Source organism: Viridibacillus arenosi (genome assembly GCF_001955655.1).
Taxonomy (GTDB): Bacteria; Bacillota; Bacilli; order Bacillales_A; family Planococcaceae; genus Viridibacillus; species Viridibacillus arenosi.
The window spans coordinates 24,335-42,624 of record NZ_MSPW01000011.1; the positions used below are offsets into that span (position 1 = coordinate 24,335).

Genomic DNA, 18,290 nt, shown 5'->3' on the forward strand with positions numbered 1-18,290 from the left:
CGCTTCTAGAGGATATAATCAATGAGGTAACGGTTTAGTCAATAATCTTAATATGATAATCGTAAAGCTCGGCAGGAAATTCGACGGATAGAAAAGATATTAATTTGGATTTTAAATCATGTGGAATGTTGAAATGGATGTTACTAATATGCATTTTGCGACCTAAATGAAACAAACTTTCATAGAGTGACTCAGCAGAGTGCACAGAATATTGATCGGCATTTTGGTTACTGATCCGTTTCACCACGTAATCTGAATTCTCCTTGTGAATGCGTAAAGTAATCATAAACCTTCACTTCCTTTATCTTTTTATTTACACCTAAAAGTGGGTGTCTCTCCATTATATACAAAAAAGTCTAAGATGGCATAGTAATAAGACTCGTTAACAGAATACTATAATAATTGCGATAAATAATTCCTATATAAAAAGGTATTAATGATTATAATTTTCTGATATTTAATTCATGTAAAATCGTAATAATACTAGGTTTATGCGATTTAACGATTCTTTAGAATCAATTTTTATTAGTAATGATTCCTTTAGAGTATCATTAGGTAGTTACATATTATTGTAGTCTGTAAATGATTAATGGTACTGTCATTTGTCACACTACTGTATTTGCCTACTCCCCAATCCATAGTAGCTAAATCGATTCCAGAGGAGTTAAGGGGAACGCATTTATCTATATTAGGTTTGATGAGTGTAATTGGTGGGATGATAGCTAGTTTATTTATTTGGGGTATGCAGTTTATTCCGGAAAACGGAATTACATTTATTTTTATTGTATTGGGGATTTTAATTTTATTCATTTATACTGGTGTTCATAAGTTAATGCAATTTGATAGATAGTTTAAATAAATATGCTATGATTATAGTAGACTGAATATACTGAATTTAAAAGACTGACAAAATAGAGGTGAAAAATGAGAAAGGTTGAAGTGGTAGAATACGATCGAGAATGGGTGGCATTATTCAACAAAGAACAAAAGATGATAAGAGATATTTTACGTGATGAGATTCATGATATCTTTCATATTGGTAGTACGTCCGTTGAAAACCTTCCTGCGAAACCTATTATTGATATAATGCCAGTAGTTTATCATATTGAACTAGTTGATCAATTTAATGAGAAGTTAGAAGAAATCGGTTATGTAGCTAAAGGGGAGAATGGTCTCCAAGGACGACGATATTTTACAAAAGGTGATGACAATCGCACACATCATATCCACTTTTATGAAATAGGACATGCAGGAATTAATAGACATCTAGCTTTTCGAGATTATTTAAGAAACCATCCTGCTGAAGCGACAAAATATGGCCGAATAAAGCAAGCAAATGCATCACAATATCCATTTAATATGGAGGCATATATACAAGGGAAATCGACTATTGCTATTGAAATAGAACAAAAAGCGTTACGTTGGTATGAAAACTTGAAATGAGGTGATGTAATGAAAATGGAGGATGTCTACAGCAAGCTACCTATTTTAGAAACAGATCGATTAAGTTTAAGGAAAATCTCACTTGATGACTTATACGATATGCATACATATTGTTCGAATGAGGAAGTTGCACGGTACTGTACTTGGACTAAGCATGAAAGTTTAGAGGATACAGAAGAGTTTATACGATTGATATTAAACAAATACGAGTTGGATCAATATGCTCTTTGGGGCATTGAAGAAAAAGAGACAGGTACATTAATTGGAACAATAGATTTTGTATCTTGGCAGCCAAAACAACAAATAGCTGAAATCGGTTATGCAATTTCACAAGTATATTGGGGGAGAGGCATTGTTACTGAAGCATCAACAGCAGTAATTGCATATGGTTTCGAAGAAATGGATTTAGTTCGAATTCAAGCGAAATGTTTGATTGAGAATGTAGGTTCTGCTCGGGTTATGGAGAAAGTCGGTATGTCTTATGAAGGACTAATTCGAAAAGGGCTATTAGTTAAAGACACCCATCGTGATTTAAAAATGTATTCTATTTTGAGAGAAGAGTTTGAACAGATTATTTGAAAACCATTTTATCTACCTATATTTAAAAGTTAAACTTAATTGTAATATAATAAAACACTTCTAAGTTGTTTGTATCAACTTAGAAGTGTTCAATTTACATTGCTCAATAAGGTCTATTTATTCTCTCTATTTGTTTCAGAAGTGTTTGAAACGGAGTGAATAGAATGTGAGTTATTGTTTTCAAATTCGTTAGTAAGATTGATGAAATGGTGAAGTAAACAATTCATCAAGAAAAATTAATTTAAAGGGAAGATTTCACTTATGTTTTAAGGGAGATACATAGTGATTATTTCCAATGACCAGCTTGTACTAGTTTCTTTTTACCGATAAATGCCATAATGATTAATACTACATTAATAACTAGCATGAAGGCAATTGCGTAAAGTACAAAAGTATAGCTACCAGTTAATTGGAATACATATCCATAACCTGGTAATGCAACGATACCAGCAACTGCTAAACCGATAACTGCAGAAGCGTAAATTTGACCGTATTCTTTGTTACCAAAGATAGCTGTAGTTAATAGCGGTCCTAATGTTCCAAGTGATGCAACAACAAATCCATAAATTCCAATTGCTAAAGAGAACATAGTAGAATTGTCAGGAACAGTTAATAGAATTGCGATTGGAACTAAACCTAATAACATCGCGAAGATAGCTGTGTTTTTTGCACCAATTTTATCACTTAAAATACCGAATGCTAATGCACCGATCAGTACACCCACTTGCCAGAAGCCCATTGCACCACCAGCAAATTTAACGTCATAGCCTAAGCCCATTGCAAAAGGAGCAACGTGTTGACCAAAACTACTAATAGCAGTAATAAAGAAGAAGAATAATAATAATGCATAAAATGCACTTGATTTTTTAGCGATTGCAGCTGAAATACCTGTGTTTGTATTAGATTCAACTTTAACTGAAGAAGGATCTTCATTTTTATTAATTTCAACTTCTAAACCTAATGGTTGTAAACCTTTTTGTTTAGGAGACATTCTAATTGTTAATAATACGATAGGCACAACGATTGCTATAACAATTCCACCTAAGATGAAGTAAGTCGTTCTCCAACCTTCACTTGCGATTAAGTTACCAGCCATAGGTTGTAGGATAGCACCGAAAATACCACCAGATGCAACCATGATACCAATTGCTAAACCGTTATGTTTTTTAAACCAGTTGTTGATTAATACTGGGCCTGCGATTTGAGTGACAAAAATTGAACCGATTGACATAGGGATACAGAATAAGTACCAACCCCAAACAGAATTCATTAAACCAAACATTGCGAACGAACCCGCTTGTAAAATAATTGCTGTTACTAAAACTGTTCTAATATCATACTTAGCAATGATCTTACCAGCCAATGGTAAGAAAATCATTGTTACTATAGAGGAAATACTAAAGTAAAGTGTTAGACTTCCCATTCCAATACCTAAATCTTCTGTTACTGGAGTTAAAAATAATCCACCTGCAGTCATGATTCCGCCTTTAGCCAAACCGACCATAATAGATAAACCTAATAATAACCACCATGCGTAGTGGATTTTTTTCTTATTTGTGCTCACGTATTGTACCTCTTTTTCTTGTTTTTTTAACCTATATACTTACCTTATCAGACTGCTTATTCGGAAAAATACCTGAGCTTGTCTAATTTTACTCTCTATTCCCCAAAATCTCTTTAATGAGATTTATAGAAAGCGTTAAAATAAAATACCCTTTAAATATTTTCATGATCTAATTGTCTTCGTAAAATAATTTATAAGGACCCAAAATGATTATGTAATTTTGAGTACTTCTTGACCAATTAATTTTTACTTTGATTTGAAACTCTATTACTCATGAACTTAAATAATTAGTTCTACCTCCTGAACCGTTTAAACATGGTAACTTTTTGACTTCAAGTTACTTTACGTCTCAATAGTATACGATTAAAATATTTGTGTCAATAATATGAATTTCTTAGTTTTGAAGAAAAACAGACTTGTATTTTTTAGGAGTTTGTATGAGACCATCATTTAATTCATAGAATTTGTAGTTAGTTAATTAATGGTTGATATTATGACTAGGTTATATATTAGCTGGCTAAATTAATGGGTATGTGAAAAATGGAAGAATGTAATTTTTCTAAAGTAAAAGATAGAGAGGTTTAATCTGCTTTAAGTTGATGGTCAGTTCAACTTGAATTATTAACGTATGAAGACTTGTTATTATATATAGGAAAGAACGTAACAAATAGGAGTTTTGTAGATTTAATAAATAGGAAGGTATTATACAAAAAGTTTATCAAATAGTTGTAATTGATTTGACTATTGCCAAACATGAAGGGAAATTTTTTGGAAATACTCATCTAAAATGAAAGAATATTAAAGTGGAGAAATTCGAGGAATTCGAGTGTGTTTTTTGTGATTTTACAACAAAGTGTTATGACTAAGTACTAATTGAAATTTCTATGACAAACAGTTGAATTTTTTATTAAAATTTTGATTTATACCAAAAATTGGTTTGGGATTTTTATGTGAAAATAAATTTCTAGTTATATTTTTTTCTCAAACATTGACTTATTTACAAATTAAATATACCATAGTTACAATTTAATAAAAAAATTCTTTGATAAAGAGAGTAGTTTATGAGGATATGTCAAGCGAGTTAGGGATGGTGGGAGCCTAATACATGGAACATGAATGAAGCGCACTTTGGAGAAACTTTTTGAAATAGCAGTAGAAAAGATCGGGGAGTCACCTCGTTAACAATTGAAAGTGGTCACATATTGTGGCAACCAGAGTGGTACCACGGGATCTATGCTCTCGTCTCTTGTTTTGAGACGGGGGCTTTTTTTATGGCTTTCTGTACCATTACGGCAGAGTATCAACGGAAATTTTGTTTGGAACGAACAATGTTTTTATTATTTGAGGGGGAAATAGAATGGAAGACAAACAATTGATAATCAATACATTATTTGAAGCAGTAGAAGGTCAATTAGCAAAGAGTGATATTGAACAAACAATTGAAAAGCCAAAGTATGCACATTTAGGTGATTATGCTTTTCCTTGCTTTGCATTAGCGAAAATTTTCCGCAAATCACCAAATATAATAGCTAAAGAAATAAGTGAAAAAGTTAACAATGACATTATTGAAAAGGTTGAAGCTGTTGGTGGATATGTGAATGTTTTTCTAAAGCAATCGGAAATCTCGAAAGGTGTATTATCTAGCATAGTTTCCTCTCAATCTGCATACGGACAACAAAAATTTGGAGAAGGTCAAACGATTACGATTGATTTTTCATCCCCTAATATTGCAAAGCCTTTTTCAATGGGGCATTTACGGTCAACAGTTATCGGTAATGCAGTAGCTAATATTGCAGAGAAAAATGGTTATGAAGTAGTACGCATCAATCATTTAGGAGATTGGGGTACTCAATTTGGCAAGCTGATTGTCGCTTATCATTTATGGGGGAATAAAGAGCTGATTGAGCAGTCTCCAGTACGTGAATTACTGAAGATATATGTCAAATTTCATGAAGTAGCAGATCAAGATGACTCATTGAATGATCAAGCACGTGCAGCATTTAAAAAGTTAGAGCAGGGTGATGAAGAAGCACTGCAATTATGGCAATGGTTTAGAGAAGCATCGCTAAAGGAATTTGAACAGGTCTATGCATTACTTGGCATACGTTTCGATTCGTTTGCGGGCGAAGCATTTTATAATGATAAAATGGAGAGAGTTGTTGAATTATTAGCTGAACAGGGACTTCTTGAAGTATCGGACGGTGCAATGGTTGTAAATTTAGAAGATATGCCACCATGTTTGATTAAGAAAACGGATGGCACAACTTTATATGCGACCCGTGATTTAGCTGCTGCCCTATATAGAAATGAAACTTATAATTCAACAAGATCATTTTACGTAGTGGGAAATGAACAATCTCTACATTTTAAACAGTTATTTAACGTACTAGAGAGAATGGGGTATGAGTGGGCAAAAGAGTTACAGCATATTCCGTTTGGCATGATGTTAAAAGACGGCAAAAAAATGTCTACTCGTAAGGGGAAAGTTGTATTACTTGAAGAAGTATTAAATGAGGCTATCCAATTAGCAGGCAAGAATATTGAGGAAAAAAATCCAAACCTAAAGCAAAAAGAAGAGATAGCGAAAGTGGTAGGAACAGGAGCAGTAATCTTCCACGATTTAAAAAATCATCGTATGAATGATATTGAGTTTTCGCTTGAAGAAATGTTGAATTTTGAAGGGGAGACAGGTCCTTATGTTCAATATACGTATGCACGGATTTGCTCACTTCTACGAAAAGGTCAGTATAGTACTGAGGTCAGCCAATTTGAGGGGTTATCTGATGAGGCTTGGCCAGTTGTCATCTCACTAAAAGGTTTCCCTGAAGTTGTGGCAAAAGCACTTGAACTTGCGGACCCTTCGCAAATTGCCAAGTATTTAATCGAACTTTCAAGAGCATTTAATAAGTATTATGCCCACACAAGAATACTAGAAGACAAAGCTACAATGCAGGTGAAACTAACATTATGTGCTTGTGTTGCTATCGTGATTGAAGAAGGTTTGCGTTTATTAGGAATTCAGGCACCGAAAGAGATGTAGCTAATACTAATATTCAGAGGTGAGGAACGAATGAATTACCAATATATATTATTTGATTTAGATGGCACATTAACGGATCCAAAAGTCGGAATTACAAAAAGTGTCGCATACGCATTAGAAAAGCTGAATATAGAAATAGTCGATTATTCAAAATTAGATTTTTTCATAGGACCACCTTTGCAAGAGTCTTTTCAGGCTTATTACGATTTAACTGAACAACAAGTAAATGAGGCAATCGGTTATTATCGTGAAAGATTTCAACAGCACGGCTTATATGAAAATGAAGTCTATCCAGGAATCGAAACACTTCTTGAAACTTTAAAGAAAAAAGAAAAAACACTAGCTGTTGCCACATCTAAGCCAACTATCTTTGCTGAGAAAATTTTGCAGCATTTTAAACTGGATCAATATTTTGAAGTAATAGTAGGAAGTAATTTAGATGGTACTAGAATTGCAAAGGCTGATGTAATTCATGAAGTACTTTTACAACTATCTTCTCCAGATAAAAGTGAAGTCATTATGATTGGTGACCGTAAGCATGATTTAATCGGGGCGAAGAAGGAAGGCATAGCCAATATTGGTGTCCTTTATGGGTACGGTAGTAAAGAGGAATTGGCATTAGAGGAACCAACTTATATTGTAAATAATATAGAAGAACTAGACTCTATATTAAATAATTAACATATTTAACACGTAAATACGCTTGGATAGTCTTCCAAGCGTTTTCGTGTGTTTATAAGACAACTAACTATTCATATCCACCAGTAGCTTTTGGGAGTTTTTTATATTCAACTTTGCTTTGAACTATATTACGTATGTAATTTCGTAAATCAATCAGTTTATTTTCATCAGTGGCTTTTTCACAATATGCTCCAGAAATATATGGTGTTATCGTTTCACCACTAATGATGATTTTCCATTCATCTTCACTATAGGGCTCTGTCATACACTTAGTTTTAGGGACTAATTCTTTCATGTTTATTATATTGATCTCTTTCATTTTTTTATAAATATTGGACTTTTCTTCTATTGTAAGCGGCAGATTTATTGTTGCAGTTCCATCAGCTACTAAATCCTTTGTAACTATCCCTTCAAAAGTATTGACTTCATTCTTTTTACCAACACCGAACTTAACTGAAAAACCAAAGTCACTTGGCATTTCTTCAGGCATAACATCTTTTGTATTATTCTTTAATCCACATCCTGATAAGAACAATGTAAAAATAAATAGCAAAAACGTTACTTGCTTCACCCAATCCCTCCTCATCGAACTTTTGATTCTTTGAAATAAGAGTATTAATAAATCTAATAATTAGATTCTACAGATATTCAAGAATACCTGTAGAAAAGGGGATTCTATTATTAATGTCTGTTTTATAAAGGGGAAAACAGACAGATTAGAGATACAAAAAAATTCCATAATTATAGAAATAGTTATAAGATTGATTGATGACCTGTTTTACTTAAATGATATAGGGAGGTATTATAATGCTTGGATTACCAAAGGGAGTGGTATTTTTAGTTCCTTGGACGAGTGTGTGGGAAGTGGAGTTTTTATTGGAGAAAAGCAAGATTGAAGAGGTAATTGGTGAGCAAATTGTAGCTGTTCATCATATAGGGAGTACAGCGGTTAAACATTTAAGTGCAAAGCCAATTATTGATATTGCGATTGAAATAAAAAATTTTCAAGATGGTGAGATCTGTGTTCCTCCCTTAGAATCATTGGGGTACTCATATAAAGGGATAAATATTTTACCCAATAGACATTACTTTAATAAAGGTGAACCGAGAACCCATCAAATCCATATGTATGAAAGTGGAAATAAATATTTATTAGAACAAATTGGTTTTAGAGATTATTTAAGAAACAATGAAAATACAAGAATACAATATGAGCGGCTTAAGCAAAAATTATCTACAACAAATAAAAGTAACAAGCACAAGTACGCTGAAGATAAAACAGCTTTCGTTAGTTCAATATTAAACAAGCTAAAAAACTAATTTTATAGAATTAAAGAAATTAGTTCTAAAACGGAAAATAAAAATCACCAAATTTTTATGCAATAAATCTCTTCACAATTAATATGAGGTTCCTTTTTTGAAATAACTAAGTATCAAAGTGAATACTCCAATTAGTATTACCACTACGATTGCCAAAACCATTACAGAAAGACCAATTATTCCATATCCCATCTTACCCCAATTATCTATAGGAAGAAATCCAGTTACTACAATAAGGACTATTCCAATTTCGAATAGTATAAACGCATAAATGTACTTCCCCATTCGTTTTATGAAAAATACGCCAATTAAACTTATGGCAAATATAATGAGAGCATAAAATTGAGCGGTTGACATATATGATGAGACCCCCTAAATTCATTTTAATGGAAAAATTAACCTTATTTAAAATTATCATATCTTAAATAAGAAAGTCAAAGTTGAAAAGATATCATTGTGGGAGGTTCTCGAGTAGATTTAAAGGAAGCTTGAGCAGAGCTAAAAAGAGTTCGAGCAGCGCCAAAGAGCACGCGAGTAACGCTAAAAGAGACCGATTAGCGCCAAAGCCCGCGGGTAGCGCTAAAGGGAGTCCGAGAAGCGCCAAAGAGCCCGCGAGCAGCGCTAAAAATAGCCTGAGTAGCGCCAAAGTCTGGAAGTAGCGCTAAAGGGAGTCCGAGAAGCGCCAAAAAGCCCGCGAGTAGCGCCAAAAAGATCACGAGCAGCGCCAAAGCCCGCGAGTAACGCTAAAGAAAGCGTGAGTAGCGCCAAAGAGTCTGCGAGCAGCGCCAAAGCCCGCGAGTAGAGCTAAAGAAAGCCCGAGAAGCGCCAAAGAGCCCGCAAGCAGCGCCAATAATCTCTCCAATACCCCATATCCCACTTCATACAATATTGCCACTCAAAAACGATCCATACCAATATATTAACAAATTGAGATATAATAGATATGAACTAAAATATTGTTTAAATTTGTATATATCTTAACTGTACTACATTCAAAAGGAGGATTTTATGCAGAGCACACAATTACAAACTGTAATGGATCATTTCAAATTAAATGTCAAATCTATAGAAAATGTCCCGGAGTCTTTTAGTTCAGAGGTGTATAAGCTCGGTCTGTCAAATAATGAAAATGTATATATTAAAATTCCTTTTACAAAAGATAAACTGTTTCGTGAATATACAATTCTAAAAAAGCTAGAATCAGATTTGCCTGTTCCTCGTGTGTTAGATTATTGGGTAGGTGATGATGCGGATAGTGGAGCTTTGCTACTTTCAGAGATAAAGGGTGTACCTTGTACAAGCAAAGTTGATACTCGGCTTGCTTATCAAATCGGCCTAAATCATGCAAAGCTTCATGAAGTGAGTTTCCAAAGCTATGGGTATGAAGAACAAAATGGCTTTCGATATCTTGAGAAAAATGACTGGAGATTATATATAAAAAATTTATTTAATCAGTATTTGGTTCAATGTGGAGCAATCTTACCTATTGAGCTAATTGATAAAAGTGAAAATAAATTCAACGAGCTATTCAAGTCATTACCTAAGCCGGATGGGCCATGCTTAGTTCATCTAGATTTTCGTCCAGGCAATATATTAATCAACGATACCGGAGTAGCCGGCATCATTGATTTCGAAAGTGCAAGAGCAGGTTCTACGGAAATAGATTTTACTAAAATAAATAGAGATATTTGGAGTAATCACCTTGGAACTCGTGATGCTTATATGCAGGGTTATGAGAGTATCCGTCCAATCATTGATTTAGACAGAATACTTCCGTTCTATTCCTTATTAGATGCTATTGGATCAATTGCTTGGTGTAGTAGGAGAGGGATAGTGAAACATAAAGATTTTTATGATGAAAGTGTCAATATATTAAAGAATTCGATGGTGTAATTATTTCAAAACCATTACGGTAATTTCTGTATTTTCAGTCAATTAGATGAGGTGAAGTTCGAACTTATGATTGAATTTGAAATTGGAATTTTCCATTATAGTAAAAGTACTAAATAGCTGGGGAGTATTAGATTTAACTCACTAGATAAAAGGGGTACTTTAATATGAGGGATTTATATAATGATTCTCGTTTTCGTTTGATTATTTTTGCTAATATCGCTTCTTCAATTGGTTCAGGTATTACGATGATCGCTATACCTTGGATGTTGGTGACTAGTGAAAATGGCAATACAGCATTTGGTTACATATCGATATGTATGACAATTATTAACTTTCTTATTACGCCGTTTATAGGGAACCTAGTCGACAAGATGAATCGAAAGAAAATACTGTTAATCAGTGAATTCGTATGCTTTCTATTATTAACGCTCTTCACATTAATAGGATTTATCGGTTTAACTTATGAGGTATGGCATTACACGATTATTTATATGATAGGAAGTTTATATTATACAATCTTTTTTCCTACTATGTTTGCTTTAAATCAAGAGATTTTTAATAAGGATCAATACAAAGCTTTAAATGGCACGATGGAAGTTCAGAGTCAGCTTTCAAGTATGATAGCGGGAGCTTTAGCGAGCATTTTATTATTGAAATGGGATTTGCACTATATTTTGTTACTTGATGTTCTATCATATGCGGCAGCTATCTACTTTTATATGAAACTTCCTTATATGGGGAAACCAATTGATAAAACGGAGAAAACGGATAAAAAAAGAGTTAGTGAAGGATTAAGATATATGATGATTCGTCCTACTATGTTCTTGTTTTTACTATTCTCTATAATGCCCTTTATTGGTGTGATGGTCACAAACTATTTGTTTCCTGTTTATTTAAGAGATGTATTAAAGGCATCAGCAAGTGCTTATGGGATCGAAAGTATGATTTATGCTATTGGTGCAATTATTGCTGGGATGTTCATACCCGTACTCGCGAGAAAGATAGGAAATGAGAAGACAATCATCCTCAGTGTTATTACGTACACCATTGCTATATCATTGATTGTTCTTGTGAACCTACCCTTATATTTATCGCTTATGTTTTTTATAGCAGTAGGAAATAGTGGAGCTCGAGTTGCTAGAAACTCTTTCTTGATGGACCAAATTCCTAATGAAATCATTGGAAGAGTGGATAGTTTATTCCGCTCAATTGGATTATTATTTAGGATCGTCTTACTTGCTCTCTTTACCCAAATGATATCCTCAGATTTAATCATATATTGTTTTATTATACTTAGTGGGTTATTGATTGTAGCTTCTGGATTCGTGATTCTTTCTTGGAAAAAGGGCTTTGAATTAAAAGTGGATCGGGAGATATTTTGAAAAAGGAAGAAACAACTTAATAAGGGGAGTTATTTTACTTTATTTTTCATATTGTAGTTCAAAAACAGTTGCTAATTTTACAACTGTTTTTTTGTTTTAACGGAAACTGATTTTATAAGACATAGTAGGGATTACACCAACATTAAAAACTATTAACTTGCATCTAAACATCATGCAATCACTATTTCTCATAGCATTGTTACTTTTTCACTATTTCTATAGTAACAAAAATTATTATTTAAATTTTTACATATATCTATCTAAATAACTAAATATTAGGTTAAAATAAACTATGTATATATAAAAGTGATTACGAAAAAATAAAGGACTTATAGGTCAAATAAAGAAATAGCTGGCTAAAACAATGAACTATTGAATTAGTAGTTATTATGAAGATTAAAAAAGAGTTTAGATTATCTATACATTGAGGTGATTTCAATTGGAGTATGAACCGCCAAAACAGACTATTTCGGTTTCAGCTTTAATAAGGAACGAGAGAAATGAGGTTTTATTGCTTAGAACTCACTGGCGTTCGGATACGTGGGAAATGCCAGGTGGAAATGTTGAAGTAGGAGAGCCATTAGATAGGGCAGTTTATAGAGAATTTTTAGAAGAGACTGGCATTGAAATACGTCCTGTTGGCATAACAGGTGTCTATTTTAATGCTACAAAGCATGTTTTATCTGTTGTTTTTAAAGCAGAGTATGTAAGCGGGGAAATAAAAATTCAACCAGAAGAAATTAAAGAAGCCAAATATATTCAGCTAAACGAATCTAATATTGATCAATATATAACCCGCCCACAACAAAAAACTCGCACTCTCGATGCAATGAGAGCGAAATCTTTTGTCCCGTATGAAACATGGGAAGTAAATCCGGAATATAACTTATTATCAAGGTTATATAGCGAATAATAGACTTATATGTTGAGTACTAGTTTTCTCGAATTTCAACGGACAGTGAGGAATGATTAAATGGTAAACAGAATAATTTCAAATTGGCAACCCTATTGTATTGAAGAAAACTGTATCGGCATCGGGTCATCAAGGAAGGTATACCGTGTGGACGAGTTTGTCATAAAAGTACATTTACATCCGATAGGGTACAAACAATCATTGAATGAGATTGAAATATATGAATATATGAAAGCTCGAAACAATGAAGATTTATTGGCGGAGATGGTTTATGTCAATGAGGATATTTGTATACAACGTTATTACGAAAATTTAGAGTTAAGAGACAATCAGACATATGAGTTAAACGTAGTTGAAGATAATAGAATGTCCCCAAGATTGAGAGGACTCTTAAGAGAACTCGATCAAAGGTTTGATAGTTTTGATTTAAAAGATAGCAGTAACTTTGGTTTAAACGCTGAAAGGAATCTAGTATTAATTGATTTTGGTATGACAAAAAGTTTGTACGAAATGGAATGGGTACCATTGGCTGAAGCAGGAGAGCTACCGCAAATCTATTTTGAGAAATGCCGAGCTTGTGGGATTGAAAAGGAACTACGCATGTATGGCCAAGCAGATAAAGATAAACGTTGTTATGCTTGTGGGAAGCAGTAGTTACACTAAACAATAAATTGAAATGAGCGGATTCATTTGGAATTCAACATGAAAAAGTACACTGGTAATCAGTTAGACGAAGTGAAAGATTTGATGAAATATAACTATGAAGAGCCCTTTGTTCATATATTAGAACAACTAAAATATGAGTTTGCTTATATGGCATATGAAGGAGAGAAATTAGTAGGACTAATAATTACTTGGAAAAGTAAAATGCATCCGTATTGCTTGTATTTTCGAGTCTATAGTAACCCGTCATCTTCTCAAAATGTAGCGCATCAATTGTTGCAATATGTGAAACAAAAAGAGGTGTTGGAGCTTCCTTTGCAAACATCTTTATGGGAAACGTCAAGAAAATTAATGGACACGTTTGAACAATTTAATATGAAAATCATTAGAAAAACATACATGCCTAAATTACATTTAGACCAACATTTTCAAACATTGAATCAGAGCAATTACGAATTGAAAACTTTAAAAGACATTAAAGATAATCAGCATCTGATGGAGCAACTAACAGTACTTGTAAAGCGCAATTATGAAGAAACGCATCTTGCAAATCCTGTAGCAGATTTGTCTCTAAAAGAATGGCAACTACTATATGAAGATGCCATTTTAGAAGGTAGCTTTTTGATGTGTTATCCTGAAAATCAAAACATTATCGCTTATTCATTTTTACACGAAACAGAAGTTGAAACGGAATTGGAAATTGGGTGGAGTGGCGTTGATCGAATAGTGCATCTACCTCTACTTCAACTACTAACCTACAACCAAATTACATATGCAAAGACAAATGGTTATGAAGCTTTAATAGGTGAATTCGATACGACAAGCCCATATGCTTTAGAAATTTTAGAGCTATTTCCTAATGAGTCGTGTCCAACGTGGATTACGTTTCAGGGGTGAGGGTGCCAGGTTACGTTTTGTAAAACAATACATAGAATACGGTCTAATCTCAGCATAAAATGACAGGATTTAGTTATTTGAGATTGTTATTATTCAATTAAGGAGTGAGCGATATGGGGTGGGTTGAATCATTACAGAAGGCAATCAACTATATGGAAGATCATTTAACGGAGAATATATCTATTGAGGATATTGCGAGGCAAGCGAATGTATCGGAATTTCATTTTCAAAGAACCTTTGCGATATTAACCGATACGTCTATAGGAGAGTATCTTCGAGGAAGGCGTTTAACTCTTGCTGCGCATGAGTTAGCAAATTCTAACTGCAAAATTATTGATGTCGCCTACAAATATGGCTATGACACTCCCGAGGCTTTTTCAAAAGCATTTCGTAGACAGCACGGTGTAACGCCTAGTGATGTACGAAAGAACATTGGAAAGCTGAAATCTTATAATCGCCTGGCTATCCAGGTAAATCTGAAGGGAGCAACACCGATGGAATATAAAATTGTTGAACGAGAAAGCTTTCAAGTTGTAGGGATTAATCGTGAATTTTCATTAAAGAATGATGAGAATCTTAAAGGCATCCCTGTATTTTGGGATGAAATCAATGCAAAAGGAACTGATCAGGAACTATTTAAGTTGAACAACGGAGAAATTACAGGTGTTCTAGGTGTATGTGTAGATAAAAGAGAGACTCAATCTGCAGAAAAAATCGACTATTGGATAGCGACAGAACATGAGGGTACTACACCTGAAGGATATTCAAAGTTAGAAATTCCTGCATCAAAATGGGGTGTATTCGAAGTTCGTGGACCTATGCCTGATGCAATGTCAAAAGCATGGAAACAAATATTCTCAGAATGGTTCCCATCAAATAATTATAAACATGCAGGTACACCAGAATTAGAAGTATACACTGACGATGACCCATTCAGTCCGGATTTGTATTCTGAGATTTGGATTCCGTTAAAGTAATTAAGTTAGTTTCAACAATAATATTTAACAGCAGAAACTGTGAAATTTCTGCTGTTTTTGTTATTAATGAGGATGAGAATCATACCAATTTGGATAACCAATTCTGCTAGTAATAATGGGATACAGGGATTCGATATAAAGGTAAACTTGTTGGAATAGTTGGACTGCATTAAATAATTTCATCATGGAAGTGAATAAAATGAATACATATTTACGAAATACATTCCATCAAATACAATTTACGATTAATAGTATTAAAGCATTAATTGAAATAGTTGATGAATCTGATTTTCAAATTGCGCCGATAGAAAAAAAGCGTACAGTGGGGGAGTTAGTGAGCCATTTAGCCATTATATGCAAGGCAGATCTTCGAATAATTGGCCAAGCATCAATGGAGGAAATGAATGCATTTTATGAACTTAATACGGTCAATAGTAAAAAGGAAATGCTGGAGCAATTGAATGAGGGGTATGAAGAATTAGTTTGTTATTATGAAAGTATTCCTGATGTTATTAATACAGTAACATCGTATTGGGGAACAACTTATAGCTATTTTGAGTGGTTACTAGAGATTTTAGCTCATCTAAATCATCACCGAGCGCAATTGCATTTGTACATAACATTATTAGGGAAAGAACAAGCTGTGATGTTATTTGAATAATAGTTGCAGCTGAATTCTATTAACTTTAGTATGGTTGGCGTTTCTAGATGTTAGTTTATAGCAGTGGGTGTTTTTTAGTTCTTAAAACCCATTTTAAAAGACGTAATAGATTAAAAAATTATGTTATAACGGCCCTTTTCTGTTAGAATGAGTAAGGATTTATAACAAAGAGGGAGTATAGGCTATATGATGAAAAAAAATCAGAAGAAGATAGTTATCATTGAATATATTCAAATCATGTTGGGAGCAGCGCTTGTTGGTCTTGCATTCAATATGTTTCTGTTGCCAGCTAGGCTTGCAGCTGGAGGAGTTTCAGGAATAAGTACTATTCTATACGAACTGTTTCAATTTAATCCCGCTTATGTACAATGGATGATTAATATTCCTTTGTTTATTTTAGGGATTTTAGTAGTGGGGAAAGATTTTAGCTGGAAAACGCTTGTCGGCACTACGTTTGTTCCACTTGTAATATGGTTAACATCTGATATCCATTTGCCTATCGATAATCCGTTGTTAAGTGCTATTTATGGAGGAATTATGTTAGGTGTTGGTCTTGGAATTGTTTATAGAGGAAATGGATCAACGGGTGGTACAGCTCTAATAGCTCAAATATTGAAGAAATTCACGGGAATTTCAAGTGGCTTTGCACAGCTACTTGTTGACGGATTAGTGGTTATTACTTCAGCACTAGTATTTGACTTTGAGTTAGCACTTTACGCCATGATTGCCATCTATGTAACAAGTAAAGTAATCGATTTTGTGCAACTACAAACATCACCAACCAAATTAGTACTGATTATTACCGATAAAGAAGAAGAAATCCAAACCATTATCAAGAATGAAATTAATAGAGGCTTAACGAAAATTAAGACGCTCGGTGGTTATTCTAACCAAGAAAAAACAATGATTTTATGTGTAGTGGAACAATCAGAAGCTGTTTATTTTAAGAAGCTTTTATTAGATAGAGAACCCAATTCATTTGTCATTTTCTTAAATGCATCTGAAATACTTGGAAGAGGATTTTCAAAAGCAAGATTTGATGAAGATGATGTAAAATAAATTAAAACATATTTTAAAATAGATTAAATTTCCACCTCTTACTGTCGTTGCTTTTTACGTCAAAAGGGGTGGTTTTTTTCATCTTAATGAAACTCACATAAACAGCTAAAATAAAATGTTTGTTTAAAATTAGTTGATATGAAAGGTTTTATATCCTCTTTTTTCTATATCTAATATAATAAATGTATAGCATATTCGGTTAGCGAATTTAACAAACATGCAGTAATGGGGGAAAGAAAATGAAGATAATAGAGCTACCAATTGAATTTGAATTTAATGGACAAAAAAATTACATTTATCCTAGCTTAATTATATTAAATGATGAACTAACTTTGGTCGATACAGGGTATACGAATTTCTTACCTTTAATTGAAAATGAAATTTTAAAAAATGGATATGAAGTGAAGAATTTAAAGAATATAATTATTACTCACTATGATGATGACCATATAGGTTCCCTTTATGATTTCAAAGAAAAGTATCCTTGGATTAACATAATAGCTAGTGAAACTGAATCAAAATACATTAGTGGTGAAATGAAGTCAGAGAGATTGATTCAAGCTGAAGAGATGCTAAAGACTATGTCGAATAACGAAGTCGATTTTGGTAAATGGTTTATACAGCAATTAAAGAATTTGAAGCATATTTCAATTGATGAAAAAGTACATGATGGTGATATGATTTTAGATAACAAATGTAGGGTAATAGCAACACCGGGGCATACTTCAGGGCATATTTCATTGTATTTCCCCTGTTTGAATAGCGTAATTACAGGTGATGCAGCTGTTAATGAAAAACAGGAATTCGTCATTGCTAATCCTAACTTTTGTCTAGATGTCGATAATGCGCAGCAGTCTTTAAGAAAGATTAAAAATCTTAAGGCTGAAACTTACTATTGTTATCATGGTGGGAAATTTACTGTATAAGAATACATTGAAAAATGGAATTACATAACTTCAATACCCTTATAAGTCATTTCATCGTTGTAAGGATATTGGATTTATTATTTAAAAATTAAACGGATTTATTATCTCTATACATATAAAACTTCCTTTTATTAATGCGATTAAATCACAGATTTTGAACTTAGAAAATACCTGTGAGCGGGAGTATATAAAAGAGGCATAGCGAACTAATTAAGTTGAATAATATTAAAAGTCTGAAAAAAAGTCTTGACCTTAATGTTTTCTCATACTATAATTTCGTTTAATATTCTAA

At 33.2% G+C, this 18,290-nt stretch carries 17 protein-coding genes and 1 other annotated feature; of the genes, 14 read left to right on the forward strand and 3 right to left on the reverse strand.

All coding sequences use genetic code 11. The features are described from left to right. Positions 1-924 precede the first annotated feature (924 nt). A complete protein-coding gene (locus BK137_RS17095) occupies positions 925-1,443 on the forward strand; it encodes a GrpB family protein (RefSeq protein WP_038182703.1) in 519 nt (172 codons plus the stop codon). A 9-nt stretch (positions 1,444-1,452) separates the two neighbouring features. Then, positions 1,453-2,022, forward strand: a complete 570-nt coding sequence (locus tag BK137_RS17100; protein WP_038182700.1) for a GNAT family N-acetyltransferase — start codon at positions 1,453-1,455, stop codon at positions 2,020-2,022. 286 nt (positions 2,023-2,308) lie between these two features. On the opposite strand, the gene BK137_RS17105 is transcribed toward BK137_RS17100, so the two are convergent. Continuing rightward, complete coding sequence (locus BK137_RS17105) at positions 2,309-3,586, reverse strand: MFS transporter (protein ID WP_038182698.1); 1,278 nt, start codon at positions 3,584-3,586, stop codon at positions 2,309-2,311. 1,033 nt (positions 3,587-4,619) lie between these two features. Then, positions 4,620-4,836: a binding site (T-box leader), on the forward strand. A gap of 107 nt (positions 4,837-4,943) precedes the next feature. On the opposite strand from BK137_RS17105, the gene argS reads away from it, so the two are divergent. Continuing rightward, positions 4,944-6,626, forward strand: a complete 1,683-nt coding sequence (gene argS, locus BK137_RS17110) for an arginine--tRNA ligase (protein WP_038182696.1) — start codon at positions 4,944-4,946, stop codon at positions 6,624-6,626. A gap of 30 nt (positions 6,627-6,656) precedes the next feature. Beyond that, positions 6,657-7,307 carry an HAD family hydrolase gene (locus BK137_RS17115; protein ID WP_038182694.1) on the forward strand — a complete coding sequence of 217 codons (651 nt, stop codon included), beginning with the start codon at positions 6,657-6,659 and terminating at the stop codon, positions 7,305-7,307. Positions 7,308-7,374: 67 nt separating this feature from the next. Here BK137_RS17115 and BK137_RS17120 read toward each other — a convergent pair whose 3' ends face one another. Next, positions 7,375-7,878: a hypothetical protein gene (locus BK137_RS17120; protein WP_038182691.1), complete on the reverse strand. Its 504-nt coding sequence runs from the start codon at positions 7,876-7,878 to the stop codon at positions 7,375-7,377. 236 nt (positions 7,879-8,114) lie between these two features. On the opposite strand from BK137_RS17120, the gene BK137_RS17125 reads away from it, so the two are divergent. After that, a complete protein-coding gene (locus BK137_RS17125; protein ID WP_038182690.1) occupies positions 8,115-8,627 on the forward strand; it encodes a GrpB family protein in 513 nt (170 codons plus the stop codon). Positions 8,628-8,705: 78 nt separating this feature from the next. Here BK137_RS17125 and BK137_RS17130 read toward each other — a convergent pair whose 3' ends face one another. Further along, positions 8,706-8,984 carry a hypothetical protein gene (locus BK137_RS17130; RefSeq protein WP_038182689.1) on the reverse strand — a complete coding sequence of 93 codons (279 nt, stop codon included), beginning with the start codon at positions 8,982-8,984 and terminating at the stop codon, positions 8,706-8,708. Positions 8,985-9,635: 651 nt separating this feature from the next. Here BK137_RS17130 and BK137_RS17135 point away from each other — a divergent pair. The 9 genes from BK137_RS17135 (at position 9,636) to BK137_RS17175 (ending at position 17,998) form a co-directional block, all read left to right on the forward strand. Beyond that, a complete protein-coding gene (locus BK137_RS17135; RefSeq protein ID WP_038182688.1) occupies positions 9,636-10,520 on the forward strand; it encodes a phosphotransferase family protein in 885 nt (294 codons plus the stop codon). Positions 10,521-10,684: 164 nt separating this feature from the next. Next, a complete protein-coding gene (locus tag BK137_RS17140; RefSeq protein WP_038182686.1) occupies positions 10,685-11,902 on the forward strand; it encodes an MFS transporter in 1,218 nt (405 codons plus the stop codon). Positions 11,903-12,341: 439 nt separating this feature from the next. Continuing rightward, positions 12,342-12,815, forward strand: coding sequence for an NUDIX hydrolase (locus tag BK137_RS17145; protein ID WP_038182684.1), 474 nt, complete (start codon positions 12,342-12,344; stop codon positions 12,813-12,815). 60 nt (positions 12,816-12,875) lie between these two features. Then, a complete protein-coding gene (locus tag BK137_RS17150) occupies positions 12,876-13,469 on the forward strand; it encodes a hypothetical protein (protein ID WP_038182682.1) in 594 nt (197 codons plus the stop codon). 48 nt (positions 13,470-13,517) lie between these two features. Continuing rightward, the gene (locus tag BK137_RS17155; RefSeq protein WP_038183204.1) at positions 13,518-14,375 is read left to right on the forward strand and encodes a hypothetical protein; all 858 of its coding nucleotides are present in this window, start codon (positions 13,518-13,520) and stop codon (positions 14,373-14,375) included. Positions 14,376-14,488: 113 nt separating this feature from the next. Further along, the gene (locus BK137_RS17160; protein ID WP_038182678.1) at positions 14,489-15,352 is read left to right on the forward strand and encodes an AraC family transcriptional regulator; all 864 of its coding nucleotides are present in this window, start codon (positions 14,489-14,491) and stop codon (positions 15,350-15,352) included. A gap of 199 nt (positions 15,353-15,551) precedes the next feature. Next, on the forward strand, positions 15,552-16,013 hold the full coding sequence (locus BK137_RS17165; RefSeq protein ID WP_038182675.1) for a DinB family protein: 462 nt from the start codon (positions 15,552-15,554) through the stop codon (positions 16,011-16,013). A 189-nt stretch (positions 16,014-16,202) separates the two neighbouring features. Beyond that, positions 16,203-17,072: a YitT family protein gene (locus tag BK137_RS17170; protein ID WP_038183201.1), complete on the forward strand. Its 870-nt coding sequence runs from the start codon at positions 16,203-16,205 to the stop codon at positions 17,070-17,072. Between the two features lie 239 nt (positions 17,073-17,311). Further along, on the forward strand, positions 17,312-17,998 hold the full coding sequence (locus BK137_RS17175; RefSeq protein WP_038182673.1) for an MBL fold metallo-hydrolase: 687 nt from the start codon (positions 17,312-17,314) through the stop codon (positions 17,996-17,998). Positions 17,999-18,290: the final 292 nt, after the last annotated feature.

Excerpts from the sequence above, each read along its gene's own strand:
- BK137_RS17095 (WP_038182703.1), top strand. The coding sequence starts at position 925 with ATGAGAAAGGTTGAAGTGGTAGAATACGATCGAGAATGGGTGGCATTA.
- BK137_RS17100 (WP_038182700.1), top strand. The coding sequence starts at position 1,453 with ATGAAAATGGAGGATGTCTACAGCAAGCTACCTATTTTAGAAACAGAT.
- argS (WP_038182696.1), top strand. The coding sequence starts at position 4,944 with ATGGAAGACAAACAATTGATAATCAATACATTATTTGAAGCAGTAGAA.
- BK137_RS17115 (WP_038182694.1), top strand. The coding sequence starts at position 6,657 with ATGAATTACCAATATATATTATTTGATTTAGATGGCACATTAACGGAT.
- BK137_RS17125 (WP_038182690.1), top strand. The coding sequence starts at position 8,115 with ATGCTTGGATTACCAAAGGGAGTGGTATTTTTAGTTCCTTGGACGAGT.
- BK137_RS17130 (WP_038182689.1), bottom strand. The coding sequence starts at position 8,984 with ATGTCAACCGCTCAATTTTATGCTCTCATTATATTTGCCATAAGTTTA.
- BK137_RS17135 (WP_038182688.1), top strand. The coding sequence starts at position 9,636 with ATGCAGAGCACACAATTACAAACTGTAATGGATCATTTCAAATTAAAT.
- BK137_RS17140 (WP_038182686.1), top strand. The coding sequence starts at position 10,685 with ATGAGGGATTTATATAATGATTCTCGTTTTCGTTTGATTATTTTTGCT.
- BK137_RS17150 (WP_038182682.1), top strand. The coding sequence starts at position 12,876 with ATGGTAAACAGAATAATTTCAAATTGGCAACCCTATTGTATTGAAGAA.
- BK137_RS17155 (WP_038183204.1), top strand. The coding sequence starts at position 13,518 with ATGAAAAAGTACACTGGTAATCAGTTAGACGAAGTGAAAGATTTGATG.
- BK137_RS17160 (WP_038182678.1), top strand. The coding sequence starts at position 14,489 with ATGGGGTGGGTTGAATCATTACAGAAGGCAATCAACTATATGGAAGAT.
- BK137_RS17165 (WP_038182675.1), top strand. The coding sequence starts at position 15,552 with ATGAATACATATTTACGAAATACATTCCATCAAATACAATTTACGATT.
- BK137_RS17170 (WP_038183201.1), top strand. The coding sequence starts at position 16,203 with ATGAAAAAAAATCAGAAGAAGATAGTTATCATTGAATATATTCAAATC.
- BK137_RS17175 (WP_038182673.1), top strand. The coding sequence starts at position 17,312 with ATGAAGATAATAGAGCTACCAATTGAATTTGAATTTAATGGACAAAAA.